Source organism: Pseudomonas sp. HN8-3 (genome assembly GCF_020790195.1).
GTDB lineage: Bacteria > Pseudomonadota > Gammaproteobacteria > Pseudomonadales > Pseudomonadaceae > Aquipseudomonas > Aquipseudomonas synxantha_A.
The window spans coordinates 2,004,245-2,020,995 of record NZ_CP086206.1 but is presented as its reverse complement, the minus strand read 5'-3'; the positions used below and the strand labels follow the sequence as shown (position 1 = coordinate 2,020,995).

At 60.4% G+C, this 16,751-nt stretch carries 16 protein-coding genes; 7 read left to right on the top strand and 9 right to left on the bottom strand.

Features of this window, described 5'->3' with window-relative positions; all coding sequences use genetic code 11:
• Nucleotides 1-38: 38 nt before the first annotated feature.
• Together LJX92_RS09200 and LJX92_RS09195 are read right to left on the bottom strand one after the other, a co-directional pair.
• Nucleotides 39-1,187, bottom strand: coding sequence for a TDT family transporter (locus LJX92_RS09200; protein WP_032877036.1), 1,149 nt, complete (start codon nucleotides 1,185-1,187; stop codon nucleotides 39-41).
• A 111-nt stretch (nucleotides 1,188-1,298) separates the two neighbouring features.
• Entirely contained in the window at nucleotides 1,299-2,486 is a 1,188-nt protein-coding gene (locus LJX92_RS09195; RefSeq protein WP_032877038.1) for an MFS transporter, read from the bottom strand.
• A gap of 90 nt (nucleotides 2,487-2,576) precedes the next feature.
• Between LJX92_RS09195 and LJX92_RS09190 the strand changes: the two genes are divergently transcribed.
• Entirely contained in the window at nucleotides 2,577-3,116 is a 540-nt protein-coding gene (locus tag LJX92_RS09190) for a TetR/AcrR family transcriptional regulator (RefSeq protein WP_032877039.1), read from the top strand.
• Between the two features lie 131 nt (nucleotides 3,117-3,247).
• Here LJX92_RS09190 and LJX92_RS09185 read toward each other — a convergent pair whose 3' ends face one another.
• From LJX92_RS09185 to LJX92_RS09170, 4 genes are all read right to left on the bottom strand, one after another.
• Nucleotides 3,248-4,027 (bottom strand): ABC transporter permease, encoded by a 780-nt coding sequence (locus LJX92_RS09185; protein WP_005786689.1) that lies wholly within the window; start codon nucleotides 4,025-4,027, stop codon nucleotides 3,248-3,250.
• Nucleotides 4,024-4,956: an ABC transporter ATP-binding protein gene (locus LJX92_RS09180; RefSeq protein ID WP_032877040.1), complete on the bottom strand. Its 933-nt coding sequence runs from the start codon at nucleotides 4,954-4,956 to the stop codon at nucleotides 4,024-4,026. The genes LJX92_RS09185 and LJX92_RS09180 overlap by 4 nt, the downstream gene beginning before the upstream one ends.
• Before the next feature lie 135 nt (nucleotides 4,957-5,091).
• Nucleotides 5,092-5,709 carry a glutathione S-transferase family protein gene (locus LJX92_RS09175; protein ID WP_228309628.1) on the bottom strand — a complete coding sequence of 206 codons (618 nt, stop codon included), beginning with the start codon at nucleotides 5,707-5,709 and terminating at the stop codon, nucleotides 5,092-5,094.
• A gap of 56 nt (nucleotides 5,710-5,765) precedes the next feature.
• The gene (locus LJX92_RS09170; protein ID WP_228309626.1) at nucleotides 5,766-6,425 is read right to left on the bottom strand and encodes a transglutaminase-like domain-containing protein; all 660 of its coding nucleotides are present in this window, start codon (nucleotides 6,423-6,425) and stop codon (nucleotides 5,766-5,768) included.
• 191 nt (nucleotides 6,426-6,616) lie between these two features.
• Between LJX92_RS09170 and LJX92_RS09165 the strand changes: the two genes are divergently transcribed.
• A complete protein-coding gene (locus LJX92_RS09165; RefSeq protein ID WP_032877043.1) occupies nucleotides 6,617-9,064 on the top strand; it encodes an acyl-CoA dehydrogenase in 2,448 nt (815 codons plus the stop codon).
• Between the two features lie 75 nt (nucleotides 9,065-9,139).
• A complete protein-coding gene (locus tag LJX92_RS09160) occupies nucleotides 9,140-9,547 on the top strand; it encodes a PA2817 family protein (RefSeq protein ID WP_003190109.1) in 408 nt (135 codons plus the stop codon).
• 60 nt (nucleotides 9,548-9,607) lie between these two features.
• Here LJX92_RS09160 and LJX92_RS09155 read toward each other — a convergent pair whose 3' ends face one another.
• Nucleotides 9,608-10,582, bottom strand: a complete 975-nt coding sequence (locus tag LJX92_RS09155; RefSeq protein ID WP_050549327.1) for a LysR family transcriptional regulator — start codon at nucleotides 10,580-10,582, stop codon at nucleotides 9,608-9,610.
• An 89-nt stretch (nucleotides 10,583-10,671) separates the two neighbouring features.
• Here LJX92_RS09155 and LJX92_RS09150 point away from each other — a divergent pair, with 89 nt between their 5' ends.
• Nucleotides 10,672-11,352, top strand: coding sequence for a serine-tRNA(Ala) deacylase AlaX (locus LJX92_RS09150; protein WP_032877045.1), 681 nt, complete (start codon nucleotides 10,672-10,674; stop codon nucleotides 11,350-11,352).
• Between the two features lie 65 nt (nucleotides 11,353-11,417).
• Here the strand turns inward: LJX92_RS09150 and LJX92_RS09145 are convergent, their stop codons facing one another.
• Nucleotides 11,418-12,992, bottom strand: coding sequence for an alkaline phosphatase D family protein (locus LJX92_RS09145; RefSeq protein ID WP_228309623.1), 1,575 nt, complete (start codon nucleotides 12,990-12,992; stop codon nucleotides 11,418-11,420).
• Nucleotides 12,989-13,111 carry a hypothetical protein gene (locus LJX92_RS26980; protein WP_256584633.1) on the bottom strand — a complete coding sequence of 41 codons (123 nt, stop codon included), beginning with the start codon at nucleotides 13,109-13,111 and terminating at the stop codon, nucleotides 12,989-12,991. Before LJX92_RS26980 ends, LJX92_RS09145 begins: the two co-directional genes overlap by 4 nt.
• A gap of 190 nt (nucleotides 13,112-13,301) precedes the next feature.
• On the opposite strand from LJX92_RS26980, the gene LJX92_RS09140 reads away from it, so the two are divergent.
• Genes LJX92_RS09140 through LJX92_RS09130 form a run of 3 tightly spaced genes read left to right on the top strand, consistent with a single transcriptional unit; the run spans nucleotide 13,302 to nucleotide 16,747 of the window.
• On the top strand, nucleotides 13,302-13,709 hold the full coding sequence (locus tag LJX92_RS09140; protein ID WP_005786670.1) for an ExbD/TolR family protein: 408 nt from the start codon (nucleotides 13,302-13,304) through the stop codon (nucleotides 13,707-13,709).
• 2 nt (nucleotides 13,710-13,711) lie between these two features.
• Complete coding sequence (locus LJX92_RS09135; RefSeq protein ID WP_228309619.1) at nucleotides 13,712-14,437, top strand: energy transducer TonB family protein; 726 nt, start codon at nucleotides 13,712-13,714, stop codon at nucleotides 14,435-14,437.
• A 24-nt stretch (nucleotides 14,438-14,461) separates the two neighbouring features.
• Nucleotides 14,462-16,747 carry a TonB-dependent receptor gene (locus tag LJX92_RS09130; RefSeq protein ID WP_148852258.1) on the top strand — a complete coding sequence of 762 codons (2,286 nt, stop codon included), beginning with the start codon at nucleotides 14,462-14,464 and terminating at the stop codon, nucleotides 16,745-16,747.
• The last annotated feature ends 4 nt before the right edge of the window (nucleotides 16,748-16,751 follow it).

Sequence of the window (16,751 nt, the reverse complement as noted above, 5' to 3'; positions counted from 1 at the left end):
GCCTTTATTTATCAGGCCACGACTTTACCTAATCCTGCTTACTTATTCGCTAGTCCTGCAATGCAGGGCGAAACAAAAAGCTCGCCTTTATAAGCCCCCTGCACGGTGCGCTTGGCCACGATCAGCCACATCAACGCCAACGCCACCACCAGCGCACTGCCGAAGATGCTGAAGAACCCCAAATGCAACACGTTCGCCAGTTTCAGCGTGGCCAAGGCGTAAACCCCCAGCGGGAAGGTGAAGCCCCACCAGCCCAGGTTGAACGGGATCCCGGCGCGCAGGTAACGCAGGGTGATCAGCACGGCGATCAACATCCACCACAGGCCAAAACCCCATAGGGTGATACCTGCAATCAGGCCCAGGCCATGGGCCATTTCACCGACATTCTCCAGGCCATTGGCGGCGAAGATCGCTGGCGCATCGCCCCCCAACAGCAACATGCCCAAGGCACCGGTACCAATCGGCCCCAGCGCCAACCAGCTCGACGCCGCCATATTGGCGTGGGGCAATTTATGCAAGGCCATGCGCAGCATCAGGATGGTCAGGATGCTGAACGCCACCGGCAGGGAAAACGCCCATAGTACGTAGCTGGTCACCAGCATCACCAGTTGCGCATGGGCATCGGCCAGGTGCGGCGCGAGCAAGCCGCCGCTGGCCGCCGCCACTTCGGCCGCCACCACGGGCAACAGCCAGACGGCGGTCATCTGGTCGATGCTGTGCTCCTGGCGGGTGAACATCATGAACGGGATGAGTACGCCGCAGGCCAGGGACATGGCCACGTCCAGCCACCACAGGGCTTCGGCCAACGGGATGACATCACTGCCCCAACGTGGCAGGCCGAACAACAGCAATCCGTTGAGAATGGTCGCCAGCCCCATGGGGATGGTGCCGAAGAACATCGAAACCGTGGAGTGCCCGAAAATGCGCCGCGCCTCGTGGAAAAACATCACCCAACGGGCGGCATACAACACGCTGAACAACACGAACAGGCCGATGGTGAACATCCACAGGCCTTCAGCGACAGCGTGCAAGCCTGGCAAAGTGACCGGCAACTGAGCCAGGGCCAGCGCCAGCACCCCGGTGCCCATGGTGGCGGCAAACCAGTTCGGGGTGAACTGGCGAATCACTTCCCGGGGACGGGTCAGGTGGCTGAAAGGTTTGTAACGGTGGGTGGTCGAGCAGGTCATGATTTGATCCTCTTCCTCGCATGAGGTTGAGGTCATGGTAGAACCTGAATGAATATCTATATAACGGGTAATATCTCTAACTGTTATCTACTTTATAGATATTTGCCATATCTACGCAGCTGCCCGGCCCCGGGCAGAGCCCTGCCACAACTGCCCGCCAAGAGCCCCCAACGCCAACAGAATAAGGACCGCAGCGTAGCCATCGGTGGTGACGACGAGGCCAAACTCCCGGCTCAGATTGCCCGCCACCAACGCCGGTACGCAGAATGCCAGGTAGCTCAGTACATAGAATGCCGACATCAACCCCGCGCGCTCATGGGGCAACGCCAACCCGACGATACTGCGCACGCTGCCCATAAAGCCGCCGCCGAAACCAAAGCCGGCGATCACACTGGCGACAAAGAACAACCACAGGCTGGCCGTCTGTACGGCAACCAGCAACAGCCCCATGCCGACGGCCAGCAACGCCGCCGACAGGCGCATGACCTTGTCAGCCGCACGGTTGCGCAGGCTGTAGATCATGACCGCGCCACTTAACGTGACCACCGCGACCAGCCCCCCGCCGATCAAATGCGAGGTCGACCCGGTGGCGACCCGCACCAGCGAAGGCGCCAAAGAAGAAAAGAACCCACCCAGCGCCCATACCGCCACATTCAACGGCATCGCCAACCACAAGGCCCGGCGCGCTTGCGGTGGCACATGCAGGGTGGGCGCCAGGGACTTCAAGGCCCCCGGTATACGACTGACCGTCTCGGACAACCGCCAGACATACACGGCCTGCAGCACCATCAAACCCAGCAGAGTGAGATAGATCAATTGCGTCGGCCGTGGCGCGTACTCCACCAGCAAACCGCTACCCAGCCCGCCACTGGCCATGCCCAGCATCGGCGCAAGGCTGTTGAGCATCGGGCCGCGCACCCGGTCAGTATCGAGCAGCGTCGCACTCAGCACCGCTGTGGCAGTACCGGTCGCAAAACCCTGTAATGCACGTGCAGCGAGCAGATAGGCCGTACTGTCCGCGTTGATAAACAGCAGCATCGCTACGATATTCAGCAGCAACGCGGCAAAGATCACCGGCTTGCGCCCCAGGTAATCGGAAAGCGAACCCACCGTCAGCAGCGCCGCCAACAGGCTTAGGGCATAGACGCCAAAGATAGCCGTCAGCATCGCGGCCGAAAAATGCAGGTTGTCCTGATACACCTGGTACAACGGCGTCGGCGCGCTGGAGGCGGCGAGAAAGGTCAACACTGTGATCACGAGGAACGTCAGGCTGGACCGCTGGGAATTGACGCTGATCATGGCACACTCCGCTAAAGCTAATATTTTGCTTTTGTGGAGTGTGCTACTCGCTGACGCTTAAAGCAAATTCTTTGTGTTAAGGTTTTAGCCATGGCAATCAAAGAAGGCCTCCGCCCGGGGGGCCGTAGTGCCCGGGTACAAGAATCCGTCCACAGGGCGGTGCGCCAATTGCTGGAAACCCATGAGCGTTCCGGTGTCACCGTGCCAATGATTGCGGCGTGCGCAGGCGTCACGCCGTCGACCATTTACCGGCGCTGGGGCGACCTGTCAGTACTGCTCGCCGACGTCGCCCTGGCACGTATGCGCCCCGATACCGAACCGGCCAACACCGGTAGCCTGCGCGGCGACCTGCAAGCCTGGGCTGAGCAATATCTGGATGAGATGAGTTCGGACGTTGGGCGCAATATGATGCGCGACGTGCAAAGCAGCCCGACGCCGGGGTATTGCGTGAGCATCCTGAGCGGGCAGTTGCAGGTGATGGTTGATCGCTATCCGCTATCAGCGCCACCGAGCGTGGACCGGCTGATCAACCTGCTCGCGGCGCCGACGGTGTTTCGTATTCTGTTTTCGGCCCAGCCTTTGGCGGTTGAAGAACTGCATGCCCTGATAGAGCTGGCCCTGAAAAACTAAAAACCTACACAAACCAAATGTGGGAGGGGGCTTGCTCCCGATAGCAGTGGTTCAGTCACACATGCAGTGACTGAAAGATCGCTATCGGGAGCAAGCTCCCTCCCACATTTTTACTGCATTAAGCTCAGTACTTATGTACGCATCCCGCGCCCACTCACCAGCAGCCGCGCACAACCGATATACAGCACCACGGTCGCCACGATCATAAAGGTGATCGCTACGCTGATCTTGATATCCGACACGCCCAGAATGCCGTAGCGGAAGGCGTTGACCATATGCAGCACCGGGTTGGCCAGCGACACGGTCTGCCAGAACGGCGGCAGCAAGGTAATGGAATAAAACACCCCGCCCAGGTAGGTCAACGGCGTCAGCACGAACGTCGGGATGATCGAAATATCATCGAAGTTGCGCGCGAACACGGCGTTGATAAAGCCCAGCAGCGAGAAAATCGTCGCCGTGAGCACCACCACCAGAATGGTGACCCCAAGGTGATGCACTTGCAGGTGGGTAAAGAACAGTGACAGCAGCGTCACGATCACCCCGACCATCAGGCCACGCAGCACACCGCCCAGCGTATAGCCGATCAGGATGGTGTGCGGTGACACCGGCGAGACCATGAGTTCTTCGATGGAGCGCTGGAACTTGCTGCCGAAGAAACTGGAGACCACGTTGCCGTAGGAGTTGGTGATCACCGACATCATGATCAGGCCCGGCACGATGTACTCCATGTAGGTGAAACCACCCATGTCGCCAATCTGCCGGCCAATCAGGTTACCGAAGATCACAAAGTACAGAACCATGGTGATCGCCGGCGGCAGCAGGGTCTGCGGCCAGATCCGGGTAAAGCGTTTCACTTCGCGATAAACGATGGTTTGCAGCGCGACAAGGTTGGGTTGCAGTTCGGAACTCATACCGCCACCTTCGCCAGATTTTTCTCCACCAGGGACACAAACAACTCCTCAAGGCGATTGGTTTTGTTACGCAGGCTCAACACTTCGATGTTCTGAGTCGCCAGCTGGGTGAACAGCGCGGTGATGCCCATGGCTTTGTCCACCTGCACCTCCAGGGTGTGGCTATCTACCAGGCGGCTTGGGTAACCCAGCAGGTGCGGCGCCACCGACAGATTGTTCTTCAGGTCGAGCAGGAAGGTTTCCACATGCAACTGGCCCAGCAGGTTGCGCATGCTGGTGTTCTCGACAATGGTGCCGTGGTCGATGATGCCGATGTTGCGGCACAACTGCTCAGCCTCTTCCAGGTAATGGGTGGTGAGGATGATGGTGATGCCTTTCTCGTTCAGCTCGGTGAGGAAGGTCCACATCGAGCGACGCAGTTCGATGTCCACGCCTGCAGTGGGTTCGTCGAGGATCAGCAGGCGCGGCTCATGCACCAGCGCACGGGCGATCATCAGGCGCCGCTTCATGCCGCCGGACAACGAGCGCGAAGGCACATCGCGCTTGTCCCACAGGCCCAGTTGGGTCAGGTACTGCTCGGCGCGTTCCTTGGCGATTTTCGCCGGGATGCCGTAATAGCCAGCCTGGGTCACAACAATGTCGAAGGTCTTTTCGAACTGGTTGAAATTGAATTCCTGGGGCACCACACCGATGGAGCGCTTGAGCGCCGCCGGGGACTTGTCCAGGTCGTGGCCGAAGATGTTCACCGTGCCGCTGGTCTTGTTGACCAGGGTGGAGAGAATGCCGATGGTGGTGGATTTGCCGGCGCCGTTGGGGCCGAGCAAGGCGAAGAAATCACCTTCGGCGACGTCCAGATCAATACCACTCAGGGCCTGGAAACCGTTGCCGTAGGTTTTGGTTAGCTGCCGGATGGACAGAGCGGAACTCATATCGGAATACGCACCAAAGAAGGGAATAGAAAGAATAGATGAGGGCACAGCGCAGGTAGTTCAACCGACGATGCAATGCGGGCATGGTGCTTGCCCATGCCGCACAAGTACAGTCACCCGTATTAATAGTGTGTATTAAGTCAACGCGGTCATCACCGCTTGGCGATACGCCGGGCGCTGTTGCAGCCGCTGGTACCAGGCCTCCAGATGGGGCATTGCCGGCCGCTCGATGGGCATCTCGAACCAGGCATAGATGAAGCACCCCAGAGGGATATCACCCATGCCGAACGCCTGACCGGACAGGTAGGGTTGCTCGGCAAGGGCCTGTTCGACGGTTTTGAGCGCGTCGATACAGGCTTGGCGCCCGGCATTGATACTGTCCCAGTTTTGCCTGTCAGCCGGGGTGCGCACGATCCCCCAGAACACCGCCTTGAACGGGTCGGCGAGCGTGGAGGTGGTCCAGTCCATCCACTTTTCGGCATTGGCCCGGGCTTGCAGGTCGCTGGGGTAGAAGTCCGATGCCTGTTTGGCGCACAGGTAGCGCACGATGGTGTTGGATTCCCACAGCACAAAATCGCCATCTTCGATCATCGGCACCCGGCCATTGGGGTTCAGGGCCCGATATTGCGGGGTGTCGACCACACCAAAAGCCCCGCCCGCATCAATTGCCTCATAGTCCAGGCCGAGTTCCTCGGCGCACCACAGTGCTTTCCTGACGTTTGATGAATTTTTACGACCCCAGATTTTCAGCATGACCGCGCCTTATTGTGGATGAACTTGGCTGGATGAAGGCAGCAGCATACGCCGGATCAGCCACGGCTTAAATCGTCCTGCAGATCGCCCAGCAGGGTCGGTGCATTGTCGGCAAACAAGTGCGGGTAACACTGGCGGATATGCGCGAAAAAGAATGCCTCGGGGACGTCAACAAATTGCCCGTGATCCACCACATATTCCATTGAGCGACGGCCCTGGCGATTGAACGCGTGGAAGACACTGTCATGCAAGCCATCGAATTCCAGTGGCGGCACATCAAACACGTCGCACAGTTGCTGATTGAACGCCGGAGTCGCTTTGACCCAGCGGCCGTTCAGGTACAGCTCGGTATAACCGTGCATGGCGAACACGTCACTTTTGAGCAGGGCAAGCAGGCGCGGTGTGGACAGGTGGTTGCGCACGTCTGCCAGGCCAATGCGCGCGGGGATGCCACAGTGACGGGCGCAGGCGGCCAGCAAGGTGGCCTTGGGCACGCAATAGCTTTCGCCGGCAGCCAGTGCGAAGCTGGCATTCAATGTGTTGGGGTCGCGGCTGAAGGTGTAGGGGTTGTAGCGAATCGCCTCACGTACGGCGTAATAAAGACTGACTGCCTGGTCACTTAAATCCGTGCGGGTTCCGCGATGTTTTTCGGCGAACTCCACCACCGCAGGGTGGTCACTATCGATGAAGCGGCTGGGACTCAAGTACGCATTCATAAGCTTGATCTCCGAAGTGAGCCTGGAGTTTAACGACAGGCCTGCCACAGAGATAACGACGATTACGCCAAATGTCGGCGCCTGCTGATGGGTATCCCCAGTACAACTTGTAACACCCTGATCACCCGGCTTGTTCGGATGCGGACTAAGCTCCCTGGTGGTTTCGCCCCTGGTTTCACGGAGGATTGCATATGCTGTTGTTGTGGATACTGGTGCTGGTGGTCGGCATTGCCTACCTGGCACACCGCCGAACTGCCCCCCTGCCCGCCTTGGGCGTGGTCGCCGTCTACCTGCTGGCGATGGGCGCCTGGAGCCACGCGCCGGGCTGGCTGCTGCTGATCTTCTGGGTGCTCATCGCCGTGGTGGCCGCGCCGTTGCTGCTGCCTGACCTGCGCCGCCAATACTTCACCAAGCCGCTGTTCAGCTGGTTTCAGAAAGTACTGCCACCGATGTCCGAGACCGAACGCGATGCGATCGATGCCGGCACCGTCTGGTGGGACGGCGAACTGTTCAGCGGGCGCCCCGACTGGGATAAATTGCTGGCCTACCCCAAGGTTCAATTGACCGAAGAAGAACAGGCGTTCATCGACGGCCCCACCGAAGAACTCTGCGCCATGGTCAGCGACTGGGAGATCGGTCAAGCCATGGACCTGCCGCCAGCGGCCTGGGAGCACATCAAGACCCACGGATTCTTCGCCCTGATCATTCCCAAGGAGTATGGCGGCAAGGGCTTCTCTGCCTATGCGCACTCTCAGGTTGCGATGAAGCTTGCGACCCGCAGCGGTGACCTTGCGTCCACCGTGATGGTCCCCAATTCCCTGGGCCCGGCCGAGTTGCTGCTGCACTACGGCACCGAAGAACAACGCAACCACTACCTTCCGCGCCTGGCGCGTGGCGACGACATCCCGTGCTTCGCCCTCACCGGCCCGCTGGCCGGTTCCGATGCAGGCGCCATGCCCGACACCGGGGTGATCTGCAAAGGCGAATGGCAAGGCAAGGAAACCCTCGGCCTGCGTCTGAACTGGGAAAAACGCTACATCACCCTTGGCCCGGTCGCGACCTTGCTCGGCCTGGCGTTCAAGGCTCATGACCCAGACCACCTGCTGGGCGAAGAAGAAGACCTGGGCATCAGCCTCGCGCTGATTCCAACCGATACGCCCGGCGTAGAAATAGGCCGTCGTCACCTGCCCCTCGGCGCTGCCTTCATGAACGGCCCCAACTCCGGCAAGGACGTGTTCATTCCCCTGGAATACCTGATCGGTGGCCAGGAAATGCTCGGCAAAGGCTGGATGATGCTGATGAACTGCCTGTCGGTAGGCCGCTCGATCTCCCTGCCTGCCGTCGGCACCGGCGCCGCCAAGTTCACCAGCCTGGTGACCGGGCAATACGCGCAGGTGCGCGAGCAGTTCAATGTGCCACTGTCAGCCTTCGAAGGTATCCAGGAAGCCCTGGCGCGCATCGGCGGCAATGCCTGGCTGATGGACAGCGCGCGTATGCTCACCGCCAATGCCGTTGACCTGGGGGAGAAGCCCTCGGTGTTGTCGGCGATCCTCAAATATCACCTCACCGAGCGCGGCCGCGAGTGCATCAGCCACGCCATGGATGTGCACGGTGGCAAGGGCATCATCATGGGCCCTAACAACTACCTGGGCCGCAGCTGGCAAGGTGCGCCGATCTTCATCACCGTGGAAGGCGCGAATATTCTCTCGCGCAACCTGATGATCTTCGGCCAGGGTGCAATTCGCTGCCATCCTTTCGTGCTCAAGGAGATGGCCCTGGCCGGTCGCGAAGACCATGACCAGGCGTTGAAAGAGTTCGACGGCCTGCTGATGCAACACATCGGTTTTGCCGTGAGCAACGCCGCCAGCACCCTGGTGCTGAACCTGGGCTTCGGCCATTTCGAAAAAGCCCCCGGCAACCGTTTGAGCCAGGGCTACTTCCGCGCCCTGAACCGCCAGGCGGCTGCATTTGCCCTGCTGGCCGACCTGAGCATGATGCTGCTGGGTGGTGAGCTCAAGCGCCGCGAACGCCTGTCCGCCCGCCTGGGTGATGTACTGAGCCATATGTACCTGGCGTCCGCAGCGCTCAAGCGTTATCACGACCTGGATTCGCCAGACCATCTGGAGCCGCTGTTTGCCTGGGCCATGGAAGAGAGCCTGGGTGAATCGGAACGCGCACTGGATGAACTGCTGAGCAACTTCCCGAACAAGGTACTCGGCTGCCTGCTGCGGGTGATCGTATTCCCGTTCGGGCGTCGGCATACCGGGCCCTCCGATGCACTGGATGCCGAAGTGGCGGCGGTAATCGGTCGTGCCAAGGGCGACCCGACCCTGGAAGAACTGCTAGCCGGGTGCTATCGACCGCAAGCGGCGGAAGATCCAGTAGGCGCTCTGCAACATGCCTACGATTTGCTCGGCGCCAGCCATCCGTTGCAGAAAAAACTGCATACCGCGCTTAAAAGCGGGCAGGTCAAACCGACTGCCGGTGAGTCTGCCATCGATGCCGCCTTGCATGCCGGCGTGCTGCAACCAGGTGAAGCGCAAACCCTGCGCGATGCCGAAGCGGCACGGCGCAAGGTGATTGACGTGGATGATTTCAGCAAGGAAGAGCTGATGCAGGTTGAGGGTAAAGTCCGCTGATACCGGCGGTCATATAAAAACGGGCGCGAGAGGCATATACTCTCGCGCCCGTTTTTGCTTTAGAGGCCTTATCTCGTGTCCAACGTCGTTGCCGATCATCTCGTCTTGCTCGACCACTTGCGCAGCATCCTGGTTGCCGTCGGCGAAGCCGAACAGGTACCCGAGGAAAGCCACTCGCTGTTCCTGGAGCGTTTCGACGAACTGCGCGCCCTGTTGCCGATCGATCCGATCGAAAGCCAGTACCTGGGCCAGGACCTGATGAGCCAGGTCATCCTGCGCTACCCGCAAATCGCCCACTTGGTGCCACGCGACCTGCTGTGGTTCTTTGGCGGCGACTGCCTGCACTTCATGCCCGACGAAGAACTGGACCTGTACCAGGCCCTGGAAGAACGTCGCTATGAGGCCGAACAGAACGACGAACCGTTCGACTGGAACCAGGAAAAGCAACTGCTGGCCATGCCCCAGGACCAGAGCAAGCACTGACTTTTCAAGCACTGAGATTCAAATGTGGGAGGGGGCTTGCCCCCGATAGCAGTGGGTCAGTCAATGTAAAGGTGACTGACAGACCGCTATCGGGGGCAAGCCCCCTCCCACATTTAGCTTTGGCTCCTTGGCCATGCACTCCACCAGATAATCGATAAACACCCGCAACTTCGGCGGCAGGTACCGCGTTGGCGAATGCAGCAACCACGCCTCGCCATGGTAAGACGCAATAAAGTCCCACGCTGGCAACACTTGCACCAACTGGCCCGCAGCCAACGCATGCCGCGCCGTGAAATACGGCAAGCTGCCAATCCCCACATGCTGCAATACCGCATCTAACCGCACCCCAGTGTGGTTCGCTGCATAACGCCCGCGTACGCCAACCGTCACCGCCTTGCCGGCCTGGCGAAATTTCCAACGTGAATCGCCGGGCGTTTCCCCCAGGTAGATGCAACTGTGTTCAAGCAAATCGTGGGGATGGCTTGGGGTGCCATGCTCGGCCAGGTACTGCGGCGTCGCGCACAGCAGGTGTTCGATGGGCAATAGCTGGCGCCCGACCAAGCCCGGCGGCGGGCTGTCAGTGATGCGAATGCTCAAGTCGACGTTATCGTCGATCAGGTCCACGTGTCGATCCTCGAGAATCAATTGCACATCCACCTTGGGATAGCGCCGCAGAAATTCCGGCATATGCGGATGCACCACGAACCGCCCCACCGCCTTGGGCACGCTGACCCGTACCAGGCCCTCGGCTTCATCGGTGAACTGGCCGCTGATTTCCATCACCGAGCGGGCCGCGCTGACCATCTCCTGGCAACGCTTGAACACCTCTTCACCGCCCTCGCTCAGGCGCAGTTTGCGCGTTGTGCGTTGCAGCAAGCGCGTGGCCAGGGCTTGCTCCAGGCGTGAAATGCTGCGGCTCACCGCCGAGGGGGAGACGCTCAGTTGCCGCGCCGCTTCGGAGAAGCTGCCGGTTTCCACGACCTTGACGAAAATCGCCATTTCACCCAACAACGGCAAAGGAAGATTGATGCTCATGACGCACAGGTCCATTGATAATTGAGCGGATTATCACTCATCTGCGCACTATTTATACTGCCCACAGAACCCTGATGCGGATGTAGACCATGACCGAGCGCCTGTTTTTTACCCATGACCACCTGACAGCCGAGCTGGAAGTGCTCAGTTGCACCCCGCACGAAGAGCAATTCGCCGTGATTGCGCAGTCGACGATTTTTCATCCCCAAGGCGGCGGCCAGCCGTTCGACACCGGCTGGCTCGGCGATAGCCAGGTACTGCGGGTCGTGCAGGAAACCGAACAGGTGGTGCATTACGTCGACCGGCCTCTGGAACCTGGACCGGTCATTGCACGAGTCGACGCACAGCGTCGAGCCTTGCACAGCCGCCTGCATTCGGCGGGCCATTTGATCGGCAACGCCGGCGAACGTCTGGGCTGGATGCCGATCAAGGCCCACCACTGGCCGGGCGAAGGCAAGATCACCTTTATCCGTGGCCAAAGCGCGCAAGACATGGATGCGCAAACGCTCCAGCAATGGGTCAACCAATGGATCGCCGCTGACTATCCACGGCATATGACGCTGGATGAAGGCACCCGCGAAGTCGGCTTCGGTGAATTGCCGGCTTACGCCTGTGGCGGCACTCATGTGCAAGCGTTGAGCGAGCTGGGCCAGGTGACGATCCTGGCGCTATCGGAGAAAAAGGGCGCATTGTCGGTGCGCTATGAAATTGAAACTAATGTGGGAGGGGGCTTGCTCCCGATAGCGGTGTGTCAGTCAGCTTACCTGTAACTGATCCACCGCTATCGGGAGCAAGCCCCCTCCCACAGTGGACCGATGCGCCACAGAGAAATAGGCTAGACGGCAATCGCCCCTGCCCTGCCCGGCTCGACCACGAACGACTTCAACGTCGACACCGTCGCCGCCGGGTCACGCGGGTCACTGATCGCCCGAAAATTCGTCAACATGCTGTCGGCCGCCAACTCCACCGACACATACCCGCGCTGGCGGCTGTCGAAGAACTTCACATGGGGGTTGAGCGGCATGATCTTCATGAAAGCGTCATAGGGCGGGCCGTCGGAGGTCACCGACGAGCCAACGAACTCGGTGGCAACCACCGCCGAGTCCGGGTTGTCGGCGTTCTCATGCAGGTCAGTGGCCCAGAACGAATGAATGTCCCCGCCCCAGAACACCGGGTTCTTCACGCGATTGCGCACAATCGACGCCAGCATCCGTGAGCGGTTAGCCATGTAGCCATCCCACCCATCGGTCCAGCGCCCCGGCTTGTGGTTGGTGAGATCGCGCTGGATCAGCGGCGCCACCAGCAAATCCTGGGCGATCACATTCCAATGCGCCTTCGACTGGGCAAAACCCTGGTCCAGCCAGGCTTCTTGTTGCCAGCCGAGCAACGTGCGGGCGGGGTCGCGCAAGTTGCTGCAAGGGGTGGTGACAACATGCCCCTGGTGGCTGCCATTGGCTGCGATGCACGGTTGCTCGGAACGATACTGACGCCCGTCGAGCACATGGAAACGTACAAGCCGGCCGTAGTCCAGACGTCGATAAATACGCATGTCCGCGCCCTTGGGCACGCTACTGGCGCGCAAGGGCATGTGTTCGTAAAACGCCTGGTAAGCCGCCGCCCGTTGCTGGAGAAACTGCGCCACCGCAACCTTGGGATCCTGGGACCAGCGGTTGGCATAGTCATTCTGCACTTCATGATCGTCCCAGGTCGCCACGCTGGGTGCGGCGGCGTGCAGGGCTTGCAGGTCCGGATCGGTCTTGTACAACGCGTAGCGGTTGCGATAGTCGCTCAGGCTTTGCGCATTGCCACTGCCGTGAGAACGAAAAACCTTGCCAGAATCCGCCGCGTAGGAGCTGTCGTAAATATAGTCGCCGAGGAAAAACACCAGGTCGGGCCGCTCCGCGGCAAGGTGTCGGTAGGCACTGAAGTAACCGCGCTCCCAGTGCGAGCACGACACAAACCCCAGCCGGGCCGATGCCATGGCCTGCAGCGGCGGCATCGTGCGGGACTGGCCCACCTGGCTCTGCGCACCGAGCCCTTCAAACTGGTACCAATACGGCCGATCCGCCGCCAGCCCCGCCACTTCGACATGCACTGCGTGAGCGAAACGCTGCGTCGCCAGCACCTCCCCCTGCCTAACAATACGCGTCATCGCCGCATCGCTGGCCACCCGCCAACGCACCGGCACCGAGCGACTCAGGCCGCCACGGCCATCCGCGGCGTTGAACAACGGCGCCAGGCGCGTCCAGATCACAAAGCCATCCGGCAACGGGTCGCCGGAAGCCACGCCGAGGGTGAACGGATAATCCACCCCGGCACTGCGCGCAAACGGGCTGAGGATCGAAAACGCGGTAGCGACCGCCAGCCCGCCAAGTATCCGGCGCCGGTCGTGGTCTACCCCGCCGCTCACAGACAGCGCTCCCAGTCGTCACGCACGGCGGCAAGGGTAAAAAGCACCTCGGTCTGACGCATTTCAAGCGCTCGTAACAGCAGGCGTGCGGTAGTCAATTGAGGCAATGCTGTGTCCATGGAAGCTGGCTCTCAAGATAAATTTCTCAAGCATGTACGCCCCGAGTGTCAGTTTCATTACGTGCCAAAACTGACCGGTAAGTTTTCTGAAAGACCCGTCCTAGAGCCTTTAAACCGTCAATTAAAGTTAACCATTCGGTCATTTTTGCTTGCTAGCGTGTTGCCCCTAATTCAATAACGGGGTAACGGAATGAGAACCTGGGACGAACCCAAGAAACGCAAGGCGCACATCGAACTGATCCCGATGATCGACGTGATGATGTTCCTGCTGGTGTTTTTCGTACTGGTGAGCCTGAACGTGATTCCCGCGCTCGGCATGAAGACCCAATTGCCCAGCGCCAGCAGCTCGCAGCAGCTCAAACCGCAAAACAAATTCATCCTTACCCTGGGCCTGGAAGGCCAGTTGCAACTGGACGGCAAGGACCTGACGGTGGATGCCCTGGTGCCGGCCTTGAAGGCGGCCGAGAAGCCCGACACCAAGTCGACGATCATCGTCAACAGCGACAAAGGCGTAGAGGTTTCGCGCCTGGTGGAAGTGATGGACACCCTGCGCCTGGGTGGCTTCACCTCCGTGTCCATTGCTACGCGTAAGTCTTGATCATGTACGTTCTGTTTCGTGCGCGTCAGCTGCTGGGCAGTGTCCCGGCCCTGATCGCCCTGGTGCTGATTGCACTGGGTATCCAGTCCGAGACCTTGAAGGTCGAGCCGGTGTATGACGAGTCGGCGGTCGAATTGGCCTTGGTCGAGCCGGAACCGGAAGTCATACCGGAACCGGTGGTGGAACAAGAACCGCCACCGCCGGTAATAGAAGAGGAAGAGGCCGCGCCGGCGCCACCGCCACCGCCCAAGCCGCTGCCTAAACCCGAACCCAAACCCAAGCCAAAACCTGTGCCCAAGCCGGCGCCCGTGGTCGCCAAGCCCGCGCCAACGCCGCCACCGGTGGCCGCCAAGCCAGCCCCGGCCGCCGTCGCCCAAACGGCACCGACGCCCGCCCCACCGGCGCCACCGAAGGTCGATGGCCAGGCCCTGGAAGGCGGTTACCTCAAAGGCTTGCGCAACGAGTTGGACACCTACAAGCAGTACCCCACCGGGCGCCAGGCGTCGCTCGAACGCCCCAGCGGCGAGGTGGTGGTGTGGTTGCTGGTGGACCGCCAGGGCCGTGTGCTCGATTCCGGCTTACAGACTCAGGCCTCAAGCATGTTGCTCAACCGGGCCGCCACCAACAGCTTGCGTCGCATCAAGCAAGTCAAACCGTTCCCCGAACAAGCCTTCGGGGGCCGCAATGAGCAGCGCTTCACCGCCACCTTCAACTACAGCGTGCAATAAGCACCCGACATCAGGACGACAGTGATGAAGTTCACCCGCATTCATCTGGCACTCGTTGCCGCGACCAGCATGAGCCAGGGACTGGTCATGGCAGAGACCAGCGACAGTGATGTCGGCACCATTGGGGTACAAGGCAAGGCGAGCGCAGGGGGCGGTTACATGGTCCCGGAAGAAAGCATCAAGGGCCGCTCCACGGTGACCAAGGAAGCACTGGACAAGCAGGCAGCAACAGGCAATGCCATCGATAAGCTCAAGTACACCCCAGGCTTGAACATCTCCAGTGAAGACAACACCGGCCTCTCGGGTTTTCGCTTCACCATGCGCGGCATGAACTCCGACCAGGTGGGCATGTCGGTGGACGGCATGCCGATCAACGACTCCGGCAACTACGCGCTGTACTCCAACCTGCTGGGCGACCCGGAAAACATCGACCAGATCTTCGTCACCCAGGGAGCTTCGGAATCCGACGGCCCGCACATTGGTTCCAGCGGCGGCAACATCGGCATCGTGACCATTCGCCCCACCAAAGAAACCGGCGCGTTCGTCAAACAGGTGGTCGGCAGCAACGCCACGCGCAAGACCTTCGCCCGCCTCAATACCGGTGAAATCAACGGCCTGAGCAACTGGTTGTCGGTGTCCCATACCGAAGGGGAAATGTGGCGTGGCTCAGGCGCGGTGCGTGCGGACAAGGTGGAGTGGAACAGCTTCTTCGACGCCGGCAACGGCAACACCGCCAACCTGATCCTCAAGTACCACGAGCAGGACAACAACAGTTACAGCCAGTTGACCAAGGCGCAGTTCCAGCAGAACGGCCGCAAGTACGATCCCTACCCGGCCACGCCGAGCGTGGGCAGCAACGGCAAGTACAACAGCTACTACGCCCTGGCGCAGAACCCGTTCCAGACCTTCACCGCCGTGCTCAACACCCAGTTCAAACTGGCCGACAACCTGGCGCTGTCGGTGATCCCGTATTACTACTGGGGCAACGGCAGCGGCGTCGGCTCGTCCGCCTATGCGCTCAACCGTGGCTCCAACCAGGGTGGCGTGTTCGACCTCGGCAACCTGCCCACCGCCGCCCAGTACAACGCCGATGGCACACCGAACAGCGGCGTGTACTACCGCCCTTCACGCACGCAAACCTGGCGGCCGGGCATCACCACCAAACTGACCTGGGACCTGGGCGACCACAGCCTGCAATTCGGCTACTGGTACGAGCGCGCACGCCAGAGCCAGACCCAGCCGTTCATTCCCCTAAAGAGCAACGGCAAGCCAGTGGACACCTGGCCGGATTCCAACAGCGCCATCGTCGATGCCAACGGCAACCAGGTCCAGGGGCGCGACCGCTTCACGGTGACCCCGGCGCAAAAGGTCTGGGCCCAGGACACCTGGTACATCAACCCGGATTGGACCTTTATCGCCGGCCTGGCCTACATGAACGTCGAGCGTGAAGGCACCAACCATGGCAGCCTTAACGAACGCCCGGAAAAACGTAACCAGACCTACAACAAACTGCTGCCCAACGCCGGCCTGAAATACCAGCTGGACGAGCGTGACCAGTTGTTCTACAGCCTGTCGCGCAACATGCGGGTACCGCAGAACTACGTGCTCTACGACAAAGGCGCCGGCTCGATCGACGCCGAACCGGAAACCAGCTGGAACCATGAACTGGGCTGGCGCTACAGCGGCGACGACATGACCCTGGCCGCCACCCTGTTCTACATGGACTTCAAGAACCGCCAGGTTTCGTCCCGGGACATCAACGGCGACTTTGCCGACATCAACGCGGGCTCCGTGGTCAACAAAGGCCTGGAGCTGGAATGGAGTGGCCAGTTGCCCCACCACTTCAACTACTACACCTCCTACACCTACACCAAGGCCGAGCAGCAGGATGACCTGACCGTCTACAACGCCGGCAAGCCCATCGTGCTGCCCACCAGCGGCAAGCAGTTCGCCAACGTGCCCAAGAACATGCTGGCGGCCAACGTTGGTTACGACGACGGGCGCTTCTACGGCACCTTCGGCGGCAAGTACACCAGCAAGCTCTATGGCGACCTGACCAACGACGAAGCCATTTCCGGACGCACCGTGTTCAACCTTGGCGCCGGTATCTACCTGCCGGTGGACAAGAAAGTCGTCAAGGACGCGACCCTGCGCCTGAACGTCGACAACCTGTTCGACAAGAAGTACCTGGACGGCGTGTACACCACCAAGACCAACGCGGCCAGCTACAGCGGTTTTCGCGATGGCGACCCGGCCTACATCGTTGGCCTGGACCGCACCGTAACGGTTTCGCTGGAAGCGAATTTCTAAGACT